Source organism: Agrococcus phoenicis, from assembly GCF_047302415.1.
Classification (GTDB): domain Bacteria; phylum Actinomycetota; class Actinomycetes; order Actinomycetales; family Microbacteriaceae; genus Agrococcus.
In genome coordinates this window covers 1,177,745-1,193,059 of the sequence record NZ_CP154854.1, presented here as the reverse complement: position 1 = coordinate 1,193,059, position 15,315 = coordinate 1,177,745, and the positions used below count along the sequence as shown (strand labels likewise).

14 protein-coding genes are annotated in these 15,315 nt (G+C 66.5%); 3 read left to right on the top strand and 11 right to left on the bottom strand.

The window, feature by feature from the left end; genetic code table 11:
• Window positions 1-159: 159 nt before the first annotated feature.
• Complete coding sequence (locus tag AA0Z99_RS05775) at window positions 160-543, top strand: cupin domain-containing protein (RefSeq protein WP_413320319.1); 384 nt, start codon at window positions 160-162, stop codon at window positions 541-543.
• Window positions 544-605: 62 nt separating this feature from the next.
• Here AA0Z99_RS05775 and AA0Z99_RS05770 read toward each other — a convergent pair whose 3' ends face one another.
• The 4 genes from AA0Z99_RS05770 to AA0Z99_RS05755 form a co-directional block, all read right to left on the bottom strand.
• Window positions 606-896: a hypothetical protein gene (locus tag AA0Z99_RS05770; RefSeq protein WP_413320317.1), complete on the bottom strand. Its 291-nt coding sequence runs from the start codon at window positions 894-896 to the stop codon at window positions 606-608.
• Window positions 897-940: 44 nt separating this feature from the next.
• Complete coding sequence (locus AA0Z99_RS05765) at window positions 941-3,241, bottom strand: heavy metal translocating P-type ATPase (RefSeq protein ID WP_413320315.1); 2,301 nt, start codon at window positions 3,239-3,241, stop codon at window positions 941-943.
• Window positions 3,242-3,280: 39 nt separating this feature from the next.
• Window positions 3,281-4,282: a heavy-metal-associated domain-containing protein gene (locus tag AA0Z99_RS05760; RefSeq protein ID WP_413320313.1), complete on the bottom strand. Its 1,002-nt coding sequence runs from the start codon at window positions 4,280-4,282 to the stop codon at window positions 3,281-3,283.
• Between the two features lie 64 nt (window positions 4,283-4,346).
• Window positions 4,347-4,562: a heavy-metal-associated domain-containing protein gene (locus AA0Z99_RS05755; protein ID WP_413320311.1), complete on the bottom strand. Its 216-nt coding sequence runs from the start codon at window positions 4,560-4,562 to the stop codon at window positions 4,347-4,349.
• On the opposite strand from AA0Z99_RS05755, the gene AA0Z99_RS05750 reads away from it, so the two are divergent.
• The gene (locus AA0Z99_RS05750; RefSeq protein WP_413320309.1) at window positions 4,561-5,844 is read left to right on the top strand and encodes an FAD-dependent oxidoreductase; all 1,284 of its coding nucleotides are present in this window, start codon (window positions 4,561-4,563) and stop codon (window positions 5,842-5,844) included. The genes AA0Z99_RS05755 and AA0Z99_RS05750 overlap by 2 nt on opposite strands.
• A gap of 1,220 nt (window positions 5,845-7,064) precedes the next feature.
• Here AA0Z99_RS05750 and AA0Z99_RS05745 read toward each other — a convergent pair.
• Window positions 7,065-7,295 (bottom strand): hypothetical protein, encoded by a 231-nt coding sequence (locus AA0Z99_RS05745; RefSeq protein ID WP_413320307.1) that lies wholly within the window; start codon window positions 7,293-7,295, stop codon window positions 7,065-7,067.
• 295 nt (window positions 7,296-7,590) lie between these two features.
• Here AA0Z99_RS05745 and AA0Z99_RS05740 point away from each other — a divergent pair, with 295 nt between their 5' ends.
• Window positions 7,591-10,215, top strand: a complete 2,625-nt coding sequence (locus tag AA0Z99_RS05740; protein ID WP_413320305.1) for an AAA family ATPase — start codon at window positions 7,591-7,593, stop codon at window positions 10,213-10,215.
• Window positions 10,216-10,382: 167 nt separating this feature from the next.
• On the opposite strand, the gene AA0Z99_RS05735 is transcribed toward AA0Z99_RS05740, so the two are convergent.
• The 6 genes from AA0Z99_RS05735 to AA0Z99_RS05710 all read right to left on the bottom strand — a co-directional run bounded on the left by AA0Z99_RS05735 (window position 10,383) and on the right by AA0Z99_RS05710 (window position 15,136).
• Complete coding sequence (locus AA0Z99_RS05735; protein WP_413320304.1) at window positions 10,383-11,483, bottom strand: hypothetical protein; 1,101 nt, start codon at window positions 11,481-11,483, stop codon at window positions 10,383-10,385.
• Between the two features lie 154 nt (window positions 11,484-11,637).
• A complete protein-coding gene (locus AA0Z99_RS05730; protein ID WP_413320302.1) occupies window positions 11,638-11,949 on the bottom strand; it encodes a transposase in 312 nt (103 codons plus the stop codon).
• A 350-nt stretch (window positions 11,950-12,299) separates the two neighbouring features.
• Window positions 12,300-12,704 carry a hypothetical protein gene (locus AA0Z99_RS05725; protein ID WP_413320300.1) on the bottom strand — a complete coding sequence of 135 codons (405 nt, stop codon included), beginning with the start codon at window positions 12,702-12,704 and terminating at the stop codon, window positions 12,300-12,302.
• 282 nt (window positions 12,705-12,986) lie between these two features.
• Window positions 12,987-13,601 (bottom strand): DUF1778 domain-containing protein, encoded by a 615-nt coding sequence (locus AA0Z99_RS05720; protein ID WP_413320298.1) that lies wholly within the window; start codon window positions 13,599-13,601, stop codon window positions 12,987-12,989.
• Window positions 13,602-14,234: 633 nt separating this feature from the next.
• Window positions 14,235-14,474, bottom strand: a complete 240-nt coding sequence (locus AA0Z99_RS05715; protein ID WP_413320296.1) for a hypothetical protein — start codon at window positions 14,472-14,474, stop codon at window positions 14,235-14,237.
• Complete coding sequence (locus AA0Z99_RS05710) at window positions 14,471-15,136, bottom strand: TetR family transcriptional regulator (protein WP_413320294.1); 666 nt, start codon at window positions 15,134-15,136, stop codon at window positions 14,471-14,473. The genes AA0Z99_RS05715 and AA0Z99_RS05710 overlap by 4 nt, the downstream gene beginning before the upstream one ends.
• Window positions 15,137-15,315 lie beyond the last annotated feature (179 nt).

Sequence of the window (15,315 nt, the reverse complement as noted above, 5' to 3'; positions counted from 1 at the left end):
CGACGGCACCTGCTCAAAATGTAGACAATCCACTTGGCACCTCGTCTTGGAGAGGCGCAAGTCGAAACTATGATTGTTGACAATCCCGAATGCTGGCTCAAGACTGGAGAAGCGCGCACGATCGTGCGCGCTCCGAAGCAGCGAGGAGAGTGCGCACTCATGACCAAAGCCATCGTCATCACCGACGTCGTCACCACCGACGCCGGCGAGCACCACGAGAAGGCGACCGCCGAGCAGGCGGGGCAGACGGAATCCTCGCGCACGGTTTGGGAGTCTGCGGAGGGCATCCGATCGGGAGTCTGGGAGGTCACTCCGGGCTCGTTCAGCAGCACGCGCCCGGAGTACCACGAGATGTGCCAGATCGTCTCCGGGAGCGCGACCATCATCGAGGACGACGGCACGGAGTTCGATGTGCAGGCCGGCTCGCTCTTCGTCACGCCGGAGGGGTGGAAGGGTCGCTGGATCGTGCACGAGACGCTGCGCAAGGCCTGGGTCGTCATCCCGTTCGCAGCGCTCGCTGACCCACGGCGCAGCGCCGAGTAGCGCCGCCCGAACGCTTCGAGGCGCCTCCCTACACGGGAGGCGCCTCGCTCGTGGTGCGGGAGCTACGCCGCAGCGGCGTACTTTGTGGGATCGGCGTCGAACAGGGGTCCGCACGCGGCGCAGCACAGGTAGTACTTGGTGCCCTCGTGCTCGCGGACGAGTCCGGCGGCCTCCGCCTCGGCCTTGTCGACGTAGTTGCCGCGCATCACCAAGCATTCGGCGGTCTCTGAGTCGACGACCGCGACGTCGTGGTCGTGGGCGCCGGCGGCCGTGCCGTGGTCGTGGGTGCCGTGGTCGTGAGCGCCGCTCTCGTCGGCCGGCTCAGCTGCGTCGTGGTTGTGGGCTTCGCACATCGTGGTGTTCCTTTCGGAGAGGACAGGACAGGCGCCGTCGTCGATCACGCCGCGGTCGCGGCAGACGGCTGGGTATCCACCGCGCGACTCGTGAACGAGCGCAGGCGGAGGCTGTTGCCGACGACGAAGACGCTCGAGAACGCCATCGCCGCACCGGCGAGCATGGGATTGAGCAGACCGAAGGCGGCCAGCGGGATCGCGGCGACGTTGTAGGCGAAGGCCCAGAAGAGGTTGCCCTTGATCGTGCCGAGCGTGCGGCGCGCGAGGCGGATGGCGTCGGCGGCGCTTCGCAGGTCGCCGCGCACCAGGGTGATGTCGGAGGCCTCGATCGCCGCGTCGGTGCCGGTGCCCATCGCGAGGCCCAGATCGGCCTGGGCCAGCGCCGCCGCGTCGTTCACGCCGTCGCCGACCATCGCGACGACCTTGCCGCCGGCCTGGAGCCGCGTGATCACCTCGGTCTTGTCGCTCGGCAGTACCTCGGCGATGACCTGCTCGATGCCGACCTCCGAAGCGATCCGGCGCGCGACCGTCTCGTTGTCGCCGGTGAGCAGGATCGGCGTCAGACCGAGATCGCGGAACTGCTGCACGGCCTCGGCGCTCGTCGGCTTCACGGCATCGGTGACCACCAGCAGCCCCCTGACCTCGCCGTCCCACGCGACCAGCACGGCGGTCTTGCCCGCCGCATCCGCCGCCCGCTTGCGCTCGTCGAGCTCGGCATCGGGCGCGACTGCCCAGTCGTCGAGCAGCGACTGGCGGCCGACGAGCATCGCGTGCCCCTCGACCACGCCGCTGACGCCCTTGCCCTCGGTGTTCTGGAAGCCTTCGACCTCTGGCAGCTCGATCTCGAGCTCCTCCGAGGCACCCTTGGCGATCGCCTGCGCGATGGGGTGCTCCGAGGCGTCCTCGATGGCGCCCGCCAGTCGCAGCAGCTCGCTGCGCTCAGTGCCGGCGACCGTGACGACCTCCGTCAGCGTCATCCTGCCGGTGGTCACGGTGCCTGTCTTGTCGAGCACGATGGTGTTCACCCTGCGCGTCGACTCCAAGACCTCGGGCCCTTTGATGAGGATGCCCATCTGGGCGCCGCGGCCGGTGCCGACCAGGAGGGCTGTGGGAGTCGCGAGGCCGAGCGCGCAGGGGCAGGCGATGATCAGCACGGCCACGGCCGCGGTGAAGGCACTCGCAGCGGGGAAGCCCGCGCCGAGCCATGCTCCGAGCGCGACGACGGCGATCGCGATCGCGATCGGCACGAAGATGCCGGAGACTCGGTCGGCGAGGCGCTGCACCTCGGCCTTGCCCGACTGGGCATCCTCGACGAGGCGGGCCATCTGCGCCAGCTGCGTGTCGGAGCCCACGCGCGTCGCCCGCACGAGCAGGCGCCCGCTCGCGTTGACGGTCGCACCGGTCACGGCGTCGCCGGGCCCGGCCTCGACCGGCACCGACTCACCCGTCAGCATCGAGGCGTCGATGGCCGACATGCCGGTCACGATGACGCCGTCGGCCGCGATCTTCTCGCCCGGTCGCACGACGAAGGTGTCGCCCACCTCGAGCTGCTCGATGGGGATCCGCACCTCGGCGCCGTCGCGCATGACCGCGACGTCCTTCGCGCCGAGCTCGAGCAGCGCGCGGAGCGCCGCACCTGCCTGGCGCTTCGACCGCTTCTCGAAGTAGCGCCCCGCGAGGATGAACATCGTGACGCCGGCGGCGACCTCGAGGTAGATGTTGGCCGCGCCGTCCGTCGGCGCGATCGAGAGCTCGAACGGGTGCGTCATCCCGGGCTCGCCCGCCGTGCCGAGGAACAGCGCGTAGATCGACCAGAGGAACGCGGCGCCGGTGCCGACCGAGACGAGCGTGTCCATGGTCGCCGCGCCGTGCCGCACGTTCATCCAGGCGGCGCGATGGAACGGCCATGCCGCCCAGATCACGACGGGGGCGGCCAGCGCGAGCGAGAGCCACTGCCAGTACACGAACTGCAGCGCAGGGATCATCGCCATGAGGATGACGGGCACCGACAGCACGATCGAGCCGATGAGCCGCTGGCGCAGCGACACGAGCTCGTGGTCCACGGGCTTGCCCTCATCGGCATCCTCGGACGTCGCGTGCTTCGGCTTCGGCAACACCGCTGAGTAGCCGGTCTTCTCGATCTCGGCGATCAGCAGCGCCGGGTCGAGGTGCTCCGGCGCCGTGACCTTCGCCTTCTCGGTCGCGTAGTTCACCGATGCCTCGACGCCGTCGAGCTTGTTGAGCTTCTTCTCGATGCGCATGGCGCACGACGAGCACGTCATGCCGCCGATCTCGAGCTCATAGCTCCTGGCGGGGGTCTCTTGCGTCGCTTCGGAGGTCGACATGATGTGCGTCCCTTCTCATGGAGCGCTGAGCCGACAGGCTCAGTGCTCCCCGGAGTCGTCGTGGCCGTCCGAGTCGTCGTGCTCGTCGGCCGGCGCCTCATCGAGGCTGACCTCGCCCGGCGCCTGCTGCGGAGCATCCCCGGTGGCACTGCCGCTTGCCGTAACGACAAATGACGCGGTGTGCACCTCGCCGTCGACCTGGAAGTCGAAGTACAACAGGTAGCGGCCGGCGGTCGGCGCTTCAGTGGCGAACTCGACCGTGGGGCCAGAGCTCTGGCCCGGCTCAGGCTCTGCGCCCTCAGGGTGCACGTGCAGGTAGGCGAGGTCGCCGTCACGTAGGGCGACGAGGTGGCCGAAGGCACCCAGGTAGGGCTGCATCGTCGTCACCGCTTCGCCGTCCCTCGTCACTTCCAGGGTCAGCGTCGAACTCTCGCCAGCTACGAGCTCGCCTGAGAGCGTGACGTCGAAGTCGGCGGCGCGCGCCTCGCGTGCATCATCAGCGAGGTTGACAGGGGTGAGCTGGCCAGCAACACTGACGCTCCGGGTCAGTGTGACGCCTGAGTCAGCGTCGCCGGGGCTGAAGTCAGCGAACACCCTGTAACTGCCCGCCGCGTCCCAGCTCCACGGAATCGACCACGTGCCGGCCGCATCGACTTCGGGGTGGACGTGGCGGAACTCGCTGCCATCTTCTCGCACGACGATGAGATGCAGCTCCTTCTCGTGCACCTCGGTGTACTCGAGCACCGGCTCGCCGCTCACATCGAGCACCGAGAAGCTCAGCTCGCCAACCTCGTCGACGGTGCTCGGGCCCTCGACGGGGGTCAGGATGTAGCCGTCGGCCTCGAGGGACAGTCCGGGCATTGCGGCCGCCCCCGTCTCGGATGCAGTGCTCTCGACGTGCGCGCCGTGATCTTCCTCGGTGGCGCTGAGCCGCGCGTCGACCGCGTCGTCGGGAACGATGGCGCCGGAGAGCAGGAAGGCGGCACCGAACGCGCCGATGAGGCCGAGGCCGTACAGGCTGAGCCGAGCTGGAGTATTCATCGCGTCCTCTGCAGTGTGTTGTCGGTAGTGAGCGCTGGTGAGACCGAACCGACCCCGGTGTGCATCAGGAGACGCGCGCCTCGTAGCCGGCCTCTTCGACGGCTGCGAGCACGGCTGCGTCGTCGACCGGGGTGGCGCCCGTGGTCGACACCGTGAGACGGCCCGTCACGGCGCTGACGTCGATGCCCGCGATGCCGTCGATCTGACCAACCTCGGTGCGGATCGCACCCTCGCAGTGCCCGCAGGTCATTCCGGTCACCTGGTACTCCGTCGTCGCCATGGTCATCTCCACTCGTCGGTTCCGAGCGCTCCGCTCGGTTGCTGATACCGTGCACTGTATACCCCCGTGGGGTATCAGGGCAAGCATGACAGACGAGCGGAGTCGAGTGGTGCAGGAGCATGAGGGCGTGGTCGTTGTCGGTGCAGGGGCAGCGGGGCACGGGTGCGCGAGAGCGCTGAGCGAAGCGGGGTTTCCGGGTCGGATCCGCGTCGTGAACGGCGAAGGCGGGCACCCTGTCAATCGCACGCTGGTCGACACTGGGATCCTGCCGGGACTACTGACGAGCGAGCAGATCGCGCTGCCTCCGGTGGCGGACGTCGAGGTGATCGATGGGCGTGCAATTCGACTGAGGCCCAAGGTGCGGTCAGTCGTGCTCGAGGACGGACGCACGATCGCCGGTGACGCGATCGTGCTGGCATGCGGCGCCGTTCCGCGCACGCTCGACCGGCAGATCGAGGTGGAGCATGGCGTGCAGCAGCATCTCCTGCACGGCGTCGACGACGCCGAGCGACTGCGTCGGGCGCTCCCCGAACCCGCAGGAACCCCGATCGTCGTGCTCGGCGCAGGGTTCATCGGTGCAGAGGTCGCCAGCCACTACGCTGCCGCCGGAGCGCGCGTCACCTTGATCGGGCGCTCGCCGCTACCGCTGCGAGCCGCCGTCGGCGCTGTCATCGCATCGCGCCTCGCGGTTCTCCACGCCGAGCGCGTGGATGCGCGGCTGGGAGTCGGGGTCAGCGCGATACGCACGAGGGATCGCCGATCAAACGAGGGAAGCGGTGTCGTGGTCGAGCTCGACGATGGAACGGCGGTCACGGGCGACGTGCTCGTCATCGCGCTCGGCTCCCGACCGGCGGCCGCCTGGGCTGGGTTCGCAGACGCGATTCCCGTCGACGACCGCTTCCGGGTACAGGCCCACCCCGGGCTCTACGCCGCGGGCAGCGCCGCCGCGCCCCTGCTGCCCTGGGGCCGAGTGCGCACAGACCATTGGGATGCGGCCGCGGCACAGGGGGCGCACGCGGCGCGGGCGCTCCTGCACGATCTGGGCCTTGAGTCCGACCCGGGCCCGTGGGCTCCAGTCCAGGGCTTCTCGCTCATGGTGCACGGGTCGGTCCTGGCCGCGTGTGGCGTGTTCCCTCCCGACGCCGCGGAGGCCAGTGTCGAGTTTGAAGGCGGCGGGCTCGTGACGGAGTTTCGTGCGGGTGGCGTGCTCAACGGTGTTGCCGGCTGGAACGCAGGCGCGCACCTCGTCCATGCTGCGGCGCGGTTGACTCGCGGAGGCTGATGCCGTGCGAGCCGATGCGCCTTCGAGTCGGCAGGAAGCCACCTCATAGCTCACGCACTGAAGTCACCGAGCGGTCGCTGCATGACGGCCGGGCCACGAGAGCCGCGATGGTGAATGCGATCGCGACCGCCGATCGACCGCCGACGTCGCGCATCGCGATCGCGCCGTGCGAAGCAGCACAGCGACGAGTCGGCCGCCAGCGCCCACCGCGAGGTCCGTTGCCGCGACCTCGAAGAGGGGGACAGCACACTCACCCCATTGAAGATTTCGAGCGTGGGATGGGCGAAGCGGCGGTATCCGGCGCAGCCTGACAGGCCGCGCTCGATAACTGCGGCGATTGCATCTAACGGCTCGGGGCGCAGGTACAGACGCGCACGATCTCACGCGCTGCCGCAGCGGGTACGCCCTGGAGGCTGTCACTCTTGCGCAAATGCACCGTTCGAAGATTGCAGCATCAACGAGCCGTCGGAAGTCGCCTCGGAGTCGCAGCGCGCCAGCTGTCCAAGAATGCGTCCAAGAACACAGCGACACGGTGGGACCTGCAGGGTCGAGAGGGGCTTGCCGAGGCGGAGTTGCGGCTGCGTGCAGCGGAGTTCGGTCCGTGAGGTCGACCCGCCCGAGATCAGAAGGTTGGGGGGTTCGAGTCCCTCCGGGCGCGCACTGTGTTGAGACAGTAGAAGGCCACCTGCGGAGCAGGTGGCCTTCGTGGTTCCTGGAAGTGTCCACGAACGCGTCCGAGAATGCTTGCGGGGCGTGACCGGCTGACAGCGTCCCTGGTTGTCCACCGAGGTCCCAGGCGCGTGCCCGAGTGTGTGCGTTAAACGAGGAGCCGATCGAGATGGTGCGGAGCTCTCCGGCAAGCGCTAGCTGCTCGGTCGCAGCTATTGCGCGTTCCCGGTGCCATGCGACGAGCACGACGCGTCAACAGGGGAACGCGTCGCAGTCGCGTCGGTCCTAAACCCTCGTGCGCCCGCGGTGAGCCGTGATCGTCGACGGATCAGCGCGCCGACCCCGGGGCGTTGGCATTGGTGTGGAGACGGGAGGCCGGCGGAGGACTTCAAGCGGAGCAGAGCTCGGCACGACCGCAACCAAGTTCCAACTGAATTGTGCGTGGGGGCCGCATCTTCGAGATGAGCCCGTACAGACGCGCGGAAGGCCGAGGAGGCCGCCAGTGCCGGCACGCTCGCGTCAAGGTCAGGGGATGACTCGCGCCAAGTGCGTCAACCCCCAGCGAGAAGATCGTTCGCGCGCCGCCTGACGCGCTCCGCGTCGATCAGGGAGTCGACACTGTTAGACCGCAGATCCAACTCGATCGAGTCGGCATCCTTCAATCCGTGGCCCCGAGCAGTATCCGCGAGGCCGCGGGCCATCTCCTCGTGCGCATCATCCGACGCCTGCCGCATGACGTCGTCGAACATGCCGTCGAATCCGTCACCAGAGATGTTGATCATGGTGCGAGCGTAGCGGGCCGTTCCGAGCGCCCGATGCGAAAAGGACTCTCAATCCGGGCTGCGCACAAAGGACTCCGTGAGCCCTCATACCGCTTCGCGAACCGAACAGGTCAGTCACGAACAACTGGATCGGTCACTCACATCTCCACCCTCCGCCGCGTGGCCAACCTGCCTTCGCGGCCGTCAGCGAGAAGCTTCAACTTGTGGACTAGATTGCCATAATGGCAAGACGAGGGCGGGCGGGCAGCCGCGACCGGAGCAAGATCCTGATCGCGGAGCGGACGTGGCACGAGGTATGACAAGCAACTGGGCTCGTTTCTGGGCAGTCGATCTCCATGTGCATACGCCGGGGTCGGGCGATGCGAACGACGAAGACTTCGGATCGGCTGCCGACGTCGTCAGGGCGGCGCTGACAGCGGGCCTTGATGCCATCGCTGTGACGGACCACAACACTGCCGCTTGGTGTGGACAGATTGCCGAGGCTGCAAAGGGCACGAACCTCGTTGTGCTGCCAGGCTTCGAGCTGAGTACACAGCAGGGACATCTCTTGGCAATCTGGGAGGAGGGCACTGCGCCATCAGCGCTCGAAGACGTCCTCATTCGGCTTGGGTTCCAGCGAGGGCAACTTGGGAGCACTGACGTGGTCGCCTCTAAGGGCATGGCCGACTGTGCGGCGGAGATCGTGGCGGCGGGTGGCTTGGCGATCGCTGCTCACATCGATAAGGAGAAAGGCATCCTCAAGCAGCCAGTCCAGACGCACGTCAACCAGTTGCTGGCGGACTCGAACATCTCGGCGTTCGAGTATGTCTTCTCGGAGACTCCTGGGAAGGTCGCGGCGAAACTCGGCGATGTGCGGCACCCAGCGCTTGTTCAGAGCTCTGACGCCTACGACGCATCCCTCAGTCGGCACTCCGCAACGGGAATCGGCGTGCGGCGCAGTTGGATCAAGGCCGCTCGCCCTGACCTATGTGGACTTCGCTACGCGCTAGAGGATCACGAGCTGCGGGTGCGGCTCACTACCGACCCGTCGACGGCGGACCCGCACCCGGCCATCGACCGTATCTCGGTGTCGGGGGGTTTCCTGGCAGGCACATCGATCGAGCTCAGTCCAGACCTGAACTGTCTCCTCGGCGGTACCGGGGCCGGCAAGTCGCTCGTGCTGGAGGCCATTCGGTTTGCGCTCGACCAGCAGGTCGACAAGTCGGTCTTCGGTCCGATCCGGAGCGAAGTCGATCGTCGGTTGGAGTCGGCGTTGCGCGAAGGTACGACGGCGAGTGTTGAGATCAGCACCACTACTGACAGCTATCGAATAACCCGTACGTATCGCGCGACCGGGTCAATGCCGGTAGTGGAGCACATCATCGAAGGTGAGTGGGTCCAGGTGGACCACGCTCCATCGAGTTTGCTGAGCATCGCGGCCTTCTCCCAGGGCGAGATCCTCGAGTACGCGCGACAGCCCGTCGGTCGGGTTGGACTCGTAGATGCGCATCTTGACCTGACCGAGATAGAGGGGCGGATCTCCGACCGAACCGCCAGACTGAAGGCCAACGGGACCAACCTGATTGCGGCACGTGATCGGGTCCAGACGCTGGCTGAGCAGGCTGCTGAGGTCGCGGCCCTCAAGGAGCGCGAGCGTGAACTGTCTACCTTGTTCGACGGTGAGCTGGTCATGGCTCAGGGGAGGTGGACTGCCGAACAGGCGGCCATAACCACTCTTGCCACGGCTGTGGATGGTGTCAAGTTCCCCAGACCGGCGGTACCGCAGGCGGCCACCGCCAAGATGTCACCCGAGCACGACGCCCACTACGCAAGAATCAGCGCGGCTCAGTCTGCCCTCAAGAACGTGATCGACGAGGCGGAGGAGCAGGTTACCGACAGTCTGACAAAACTGAAGGACGTAGTTGGTGCGGTGAAGGGCGAGTTGGATACTGAGTTCTCCGACTTCAAGGAGCAGCTCGATGAGGCGCTGGCGAAGACCGGAACCGGCACGCTACCGGTGCTGCGCCGAGAGCTTGAGACGGTGCAGACGAAGCTCAGTACGGCTGAAGCTGCGTCCAGCGAGCTGAAGAACATGGCTCAACCGACGCTGGAGCAGTGCATTGCCGATCGCGAGGCGCTCCTCGCGGAGCTGAAGCAGGCGCGTGATGACCGGCGCGCACTTCGGCGCACGCGCGTCGACGAGTTGAACAAAAAGACGAAGACGTTCGTAAAGATCGACATCCCAGCCAAGGGCGACACGACGGGTTTTCGTCGGGTGCTCGGCTCACTGAGGGTCGGATCGCACGTTCGAGACACCGTCCTCGACCTGATTGCCGACAACGTACATCCGTACCGTTTCGCTCGCACGCTCTGGAGCGGGGATATCACGAAGCTCGGGAAGCTGCCCGAAGGGGTCCAGGCGGCAGACATCTCGCGGCTCATCACGACCGTCGCTGATCGCGGCCTGTGGCAGGAGCTGCTCGATGGCCAGCTCGTAGATTCACCAGACGTGCTCGACGTGAAGTTCCGTAAGCCCGAGGGCAACGACTACGCGAGCATCGAAGACCTCTCGCACGGGCAGAAGTGCACCGCGATCCTCGTGATCTTGCTCGCGGATGGGGAGAGCCCTGTGCTGATTGACCAGCCCGAAGATGCGCTGCATGCGCCGTGGATCGAGGAGTACTTAGTTGACCGCTTGCGCGATCTCAGGGGTACGCGGCAGTACATCTTTGCCACCCGTAGCCCCGGGCTTGTGGTCAGTGCCGATTCGGAGCAGCTCATCACGATGAAGGCGACCGCTGGCAAGGGTGAGGTTGAAGCCTGCGGCTCGCTCGAGCGATACGACCTGAACAAGTTGGCATTACACCACCTCGAGGGTGGCAAGACGCCATTCGCACGTCGCACACGAAAGCTGCACTCGTCGCTCCGCGTCACCTCATGAGATCGGACTTGCAAGCCGTGGCCCGCGCGGGCTAGCGTGTTGTAGCCGGGGGCCTTGCCCTGTGGGATGACGTAGGTGCCGTCGACGGGCGATCTGCTGAGTATGAGCTCGGCATGGACCGTTTGCGCGACGAGCCGCATGGCCAGCGACGAGTGCCGTCAAGGATGCTACGGTGCCGCCATCCAAGCGTTGAGGCTCGCGGCTAGATGCGCGAGGTTGCCGTTGGTCTGCTCGACAAGTTCATCCACGTCCTCGGGCACATCAGCCATGGCGATGATGCCGCCCAGTAGCCGCTCGCGATCGAACTTGCCGACATCAGCCTTAGCGTGCGGCTCGTAGTGGACCAGCAAGTTCCGCAGCCACACCCGCTTCAGAGCACTCGGATGCGGCAAGCCTTCAACGACGTCGCGCAGAGCCGAGGCACTGCCTTTCGCGAACTCGTGACGACCGGACTCGGCGAGCTTTGCTAGCGATCCCGCGACGTGCGTAGTCACCAAGTAGCGCATCTTGAAGATGGCGTACTCGTCGCTCTCCAGATCGAATAGCATCGGGAACATCAGATGCGCAGTGTTCACCATGCCGAGGTAATGCAGCAGGACGGCATTAAACGCCATGAAGGACGATCCGGCGAAAACCGAGCCGTAGTAGTTGGAAGCCACAACGTCGTTACTCTTGACCGACCGCAGGTCCCACCCCTGAACGATCAGCGGCGGAGGCCCATCGACGGCCAGCGCTGCCATCGCGAATGACTGTCCGCCTTCCTCCCAAAGACTTCGTAGCCTCGTGCCCATGTTCTTGTCGAGAAGAGCCATGGGCTCGAGTCCCGTCGCAAAGGCGGCGCCATGCGTTGTGAGAATCGGCTGGCTCTCGTAGGTAGTGACACCGAGGTCCTTCGCAAGCGGCCGTAGCCAAGGATTGACGGTCGAAAGGAAACGCTCCCGATGCACCGCCGCGATGTCGTCGAAGTAAGCCTCGTACGCCCCGATGTTCCGCTTTGAGTCAAGGAACATCTTCACGCCATGCCGCGCATGTTCGAAGACCGCGGAAGCTTCCTTGCTCATAGGCGTGACGAGTTGCGGGAGACGCTTGCCGAGCACACGACGACTCTCATGCAGGTACGTCGACCACCACGGAGCCATCACCAGAGCAAGGGCACCGCCAACCGATCCTGCTCCGTTCAGGTGTCGGAGGAGGCGCACTGCAAAATACGCGTCCGCCTGGATTCCGCGGAAGCTGATGCCGGTCCGTGCGCGCTCTACCTCGTCCATTGAGGCCATCATGACTCTCCACTCAAGCGTGGAGTGCGCACCGCGCCGCTCGCGCAGGTCCGCGCGGCGACCTGCACGCCCTGCTGACGCAAGACCTGGCAGATCGACTCGACCGCGCGGCCCTTGACACGTCGCTCGACGATGAACGCGACGATCAGCGGCGTCGGGGGTCGAGTTCCCCGGCAAAGAAAACCGCCGCGTCCCGCAGGATCGCGTTCGCCTCGCGCAGCTCGCGATTCTCTCGATCCAGGCGGCGCATCCGCTCCGACTCGCTGGTGGAGGCGCCTTGCCGGTCGCCGGCGTCGACCTGCGCCTGCCGCACCCAGCGGCGCAGCGACTCGGCACCGAAGCCGCGCCGCTTCGAGACCGTCTCGCACGCGGTCGTCGAGTTCGGGTACTCATCGAGGTGGTCGAGCACGAGCCGGATCGCTCGCTGCTTCGTCTCCGCCGGGCTCTGCTTCGGCATGATGACCATCCTCCTTCCAGGCTCGAAAGGAGACGGCATCAAACCGGGGACGGTTTAGAGTTCTGATTCCTGCGCGGGAACGCCAGAAACGGTGGCGATCTCAACCGATCAACGCATCACGAGCCAAGCCTCGAGCGCTCGGACACGACGCAGTCAGGCCTGAACTGCGTCCGACCGCGGTCACGTCACGCGGGAGGGCTGAGGCCATCATCCGGAGCGCTCGTCGCGAGCAGGAGTGTGTCGCCGGAGCGGAGGTAGTCGAGCCAGAGCAGCCACTGTGGGCATTCGCCTGTGCGGCTGTAGTCACCCTGGTGCGCCGGGAGCAGCAGCCGCACCCGAGGTTGTGAGCGCTATTGCGATGCTTGCCTGACTGCTCCGTGCTGATCGACGACGAAGACGCGGATGTTGAGCTGGGCTAGCGCCGGAGTCACCCGCTCGATCTCGCGGGCATAAATCTCGTCGTCCGGCAGCGCGATCGCTGCGGTGGACGATCCCTCGGAGACCACCCGAAGGCAGCGAAGTACTGCGACTCCGACGTGCGTGGCTGCCTGTCCTCGGTTGAAGGGCTGGCCGTAGCGGCGCGTGTGCGGCTTCGAGCTGCCCTGACCCTTCGCCTCGACGACGAGCCGCTCGTCCCCTCGCACGGCGACGATGTCGTCGCCGTGCTGGGTTGCGAGCGCCGTGCTCTCGATGGTCCAGCCGTCGGCGCGCAGCTGCGCGGCTACGGCCGTCACGACGTCGTCCTCGAAGATCATCTGTCGACGATAGCGAGCCGCTCTCACCGACGGGCGTCGGGCAAGCCGGGAGAGTCGAAGTGGCGCTGAGCGGGGCTTAGATGGCGGCGCCAACCCTGCGTGGGCGCTGGCGATTCCCACGCAGGTGTCGGCGAGCACGGCGGCACCGTGGCCGGGCTGCGAGCCCTCCGCGAAGCCAGTGAGTTGCTACGCGGTCTCCTCGTTGTCGCTTGCGACGTAGGCTCCGTACATCAGACGTGCTCGGACCGAGCGCGTCAGTTGTTCTGTGGAGGTCGCGCTCACTCACCCGCCTTCGACGAAGTCCCCTGCAATCGACATCACAGCACCCGCTCGGTCCGACGCGATCGCTTCGGCGGGGGAGAGGTCGCCGAGCTGCTCCTCAATTCCCATCCACCACGCCCTGGTTGTCTCGATCGATTCGACCGACACGACAAGTTGCCACACCTGCAAAGCGTCTCGGAGGCGGCGCTCCTCGGCGGCTGGGACTTGCAGTTCGCCACTGATCCAACTGGCGAGCGCCGTGGGAGTCGCCCCAAGGGTGATGGCCATTAGCTCGCGGCCGAGGTTGTTCTCGAGCATCGTTAAGGCTTCAGCAGTGGACATGTCTGCGGGCACTGGATGCGTCGGTTCGCCACGCGCGAGCACTGATGGGTGGCTGAGAAGGCGAGCAAGCCCCTCGTTCATCCGACCCGGATGCGCGATCGCATCAGCGAACTCGTCCCACTCTTCAGCGGGAAGCTGAAGAGGCTGGGTAGAGGAGATGCCCTGAGCGGCACGCAGCGCCGTCTCGCGAACGTAGTTGGCCGGTGACGTCCCCGCTCGTCGCGCGGCGTCTTCGACCAGCTGGAGCTCGGACGGGGTGAATTGGATGACGATCCGCGCGGATGCTTCAGACATGGCCTGAGTGTAGATGGGCATCTGGCCGGCGGTCCTCCGCAGGTTGTCAAGGGCTTCGAGTCACGCTTCATCGGCGGAGCTGCGTTGAGTACGTCGACGTTCTGCGTTCGTCCACGCCGAGCTCGGACCACGCCGAAGCACCGGAGGCGCTGGTTGACGTCCTCGAGAAGGTCAAGGGATCCGCGAGAACGAGTAGGACGAGGCCCGTTTGGCCTGCGAACGTCCGCGAGTCCGATAGGTAGAGGTGTGTGGCACACGGCGGCTCGCACTACGAACGGGTAAAGGGTACGGTCAAGAGTGGATGTCGTAGGCCCGCGTAAGTGGGCGTACCAGGAGGGGTCAGCGCGTGGGATTTCAGGCCAAGAACAGGCGGAAATTCGGTGAAAGCGCAGCCGGCATGGCACGCAGGGGGTCGGGGGTTCGAGTCCCCCCAGATCCACCAACGTCTTCGAGAGATGTTCCGCGACATCGTGGTGAACAGAGGAGCCCCGGCCATCGGCCGGGGCTCCTCTGTTCGTGGTGCCGGGAGGTGCGGCGCGGCCCGGCCGCACCTGCGAGGCCGATCGAGCCATGCTCGCTCGAGCGCGCTCGGCGTCGCGGATGCGTCGGCGTCCAGGTCGTGCGGCGTCGCGCCTACATCGCGACGGGGAGACCCGCGGGAGCTCGTTGCACGTCGGCCGCATCGTGGTCGGGTTCGCAGGCTTCGAGGCGGTCGTTCACGATCGCCTCGATCTCGTCGCAGACGTCGATCTGATGCTGACACCCGGGTTCGGAGCGCCCGCTGGTCGCCGCGCCCTCGACCTCGCTGAGCAAGCTGCGGAGGCGCTGAGCAGCGGCTCTCATGTCGGCTTCTCGGCCATAGGGCGCGCTCATCCGCTCACGGTAGACCCGTGAGCGGCGCGTTCCCCTGGCTCGACCGAGTCGCGGTCTGCTGGGGCGCTCGAGACAGCGGCGCCAGCGTGCTCCGCGTGCCGGGGTGGGGCGCCGCGGGCTGCCTCGTCGAAGGCTTCATCGATGAGGGCGGCGAGGCTGGAGGTGTCGTCGGGCATGTTCTTCCAGCGGCCGGTCGCCGCCTTCAGGATGATGACCGTGATCCCAGCTGCGAGCTGGGAGGTGAGGTCGGAGTACGGGTCGACGCCCTTGCGCGTGGCCAACGTGGCCCGCAGCACGCCGCCGAACTGCTCGAGCTGCCTGAGGCGGAGCGCTGCGACGGTGGGATACAGCGCGAGCGTCGTCTCTCGGTCTCTCACGAGCGCGAGTCGCGTCTCGTCCCAGCTGCGCACGTCCGCGGTCATCGTTGCCTGGATCGAGCGCAGCGGATGCTCGCCGGCCGGACGACTGGCGAGCATGGCGAAGAGGTTCTCGCATTCCGTGTCGAAGGCGGCGAGGAGCGCGGCTTCCTTCGAGGGGAAGTAGTTCGTGACGGTGCGGGGCGAGATGAAGGCGCGCTCGGCGATGTCGTCGAGGGTCACCTTGGAGAAGCCGCGCTCCTTCGCGAGCGTCAGCGCCGCGTCCGCGATCGAGCGGTATGTCATCTGCTTCTTCCGGACCCGAAGGCCCTGCGTTGACGGAACACGGTCTGGGGGAAGCACTGCCATCAGGGTCGCTCGTCTCGGTGGATCGCACTGCGATCGCGCAGCTTCGGCAATTCTGCGCCGTCGCGTGACGCGGATGGAGACGGCTCGCCGTCGTGGATGTCCCGCGGTTCGACCGG

Excerpts from the sequence above, each read along its gene's own strand:
- AA0Z99_RS05775 (WP_413320319.1), top strand. The coding sequence starts at position 160 with ATGACCAAAGCCATCGTCATCACCGACGTCGTCACCACCGACGCCGGC.
- AA0Z99_RS05770 (WP_413320317.1), bottom strand. The coding sequence starts at position 896 with ATGTGCGAAGCCCACAACCACGACGCAGCTGAGCCGGCCGACGAGAGC.
- AA0Z99_RS05765 (WP_413320315.1), bottom strand. The coding sequence starts at position 3,241 with ATGTCGACCTCCGAAGCGACGCAAGAGACCCCCGCCAGGAGCTATGAG.
- AA0Z99_RS05760 (WP_413320313.1), bottom strand. The coding sequence starts at position 4,282 with ATGAATACTCCAGCTCGGCTCAGCCTGTACGGCCTCGGCCTCATCGGC.
- AA0Z99_RS05750 (WP_413320309.1), top strand. The coding sequence starts at position 4,561 with ATGGTCATCTCCACTCGTCGGTTCCGAGCGCTCCGCTCGGTTGCTGAT.
- AA0Z99_RS05755 (WP_413320311.1), bottom strand. The coding sequence starts at position 4,562 with ATGGCGACGACGGAGTACCAGGTGACCGGAATGACCTGCGGGCACTGC.
- AA0Z99_RS05745 (WP_413320307.1), bottom strand. The coding sequence starts at position 7,295 with ATGATCAACATCTCTGGTGACGGATTCGACGGCATGTTCGACGACGTC.
- AA0Z99_RS05740 (WP_413320305.1), top strand. The coding sequence starts at position 7,591 with ATGACAAGCAACTGGGCTCGTTTCTGGGCAGTCGATCTCCATGTGCAT.
- AA0Z99_RS05735 (WP_413320304.1), bottom strand. The coding sequence starts at position 11,483 with ATGGACGAGGTAGAGCGCGCACGGACCGGCATCAGCTTCCGCGGAATC.
- AA0Z99_RS05730 (WP_413320302.1), bottom strand. The coding sequence starts at position 11,949 with ATGCCGAAGCAGAGCCCGGCGGAGACGAAGCAGCGAGCGATCCGGCTC.
- AA0Z99_RS05725 (WP_413320300.1), bottom strand. The coding sequence starts at position 12,704 with ATGATCTTCGAGGACGACGTCGTGACGGCCGTAGCCGCGCAGCTGCGC.
- AA0Z99_RS05720 (WP_413320298.1), bottom strand. The coding sequence starts at position 13,601 with ATGTCTGAAGCATCCGCGCGGATCGTCATCCAATTCACCCCGTCCGAG.
- AA0Z99_RS05715 (WP_413320296.1), bottom strand. The coding sequence starts at position 14,474 with ATGAGCGCGCCCTATGGCCGAGAAGCCGACATGAGAGCCGCTGCTCAG.
- AA0Z99_RS05710 (WP_413320294.1), bottom strand. The coding sequence starts at position 15,136 with ATGACATACCGCTCGATCGCGGACGCGGCGCTGACGCTCGCGAAGGAG.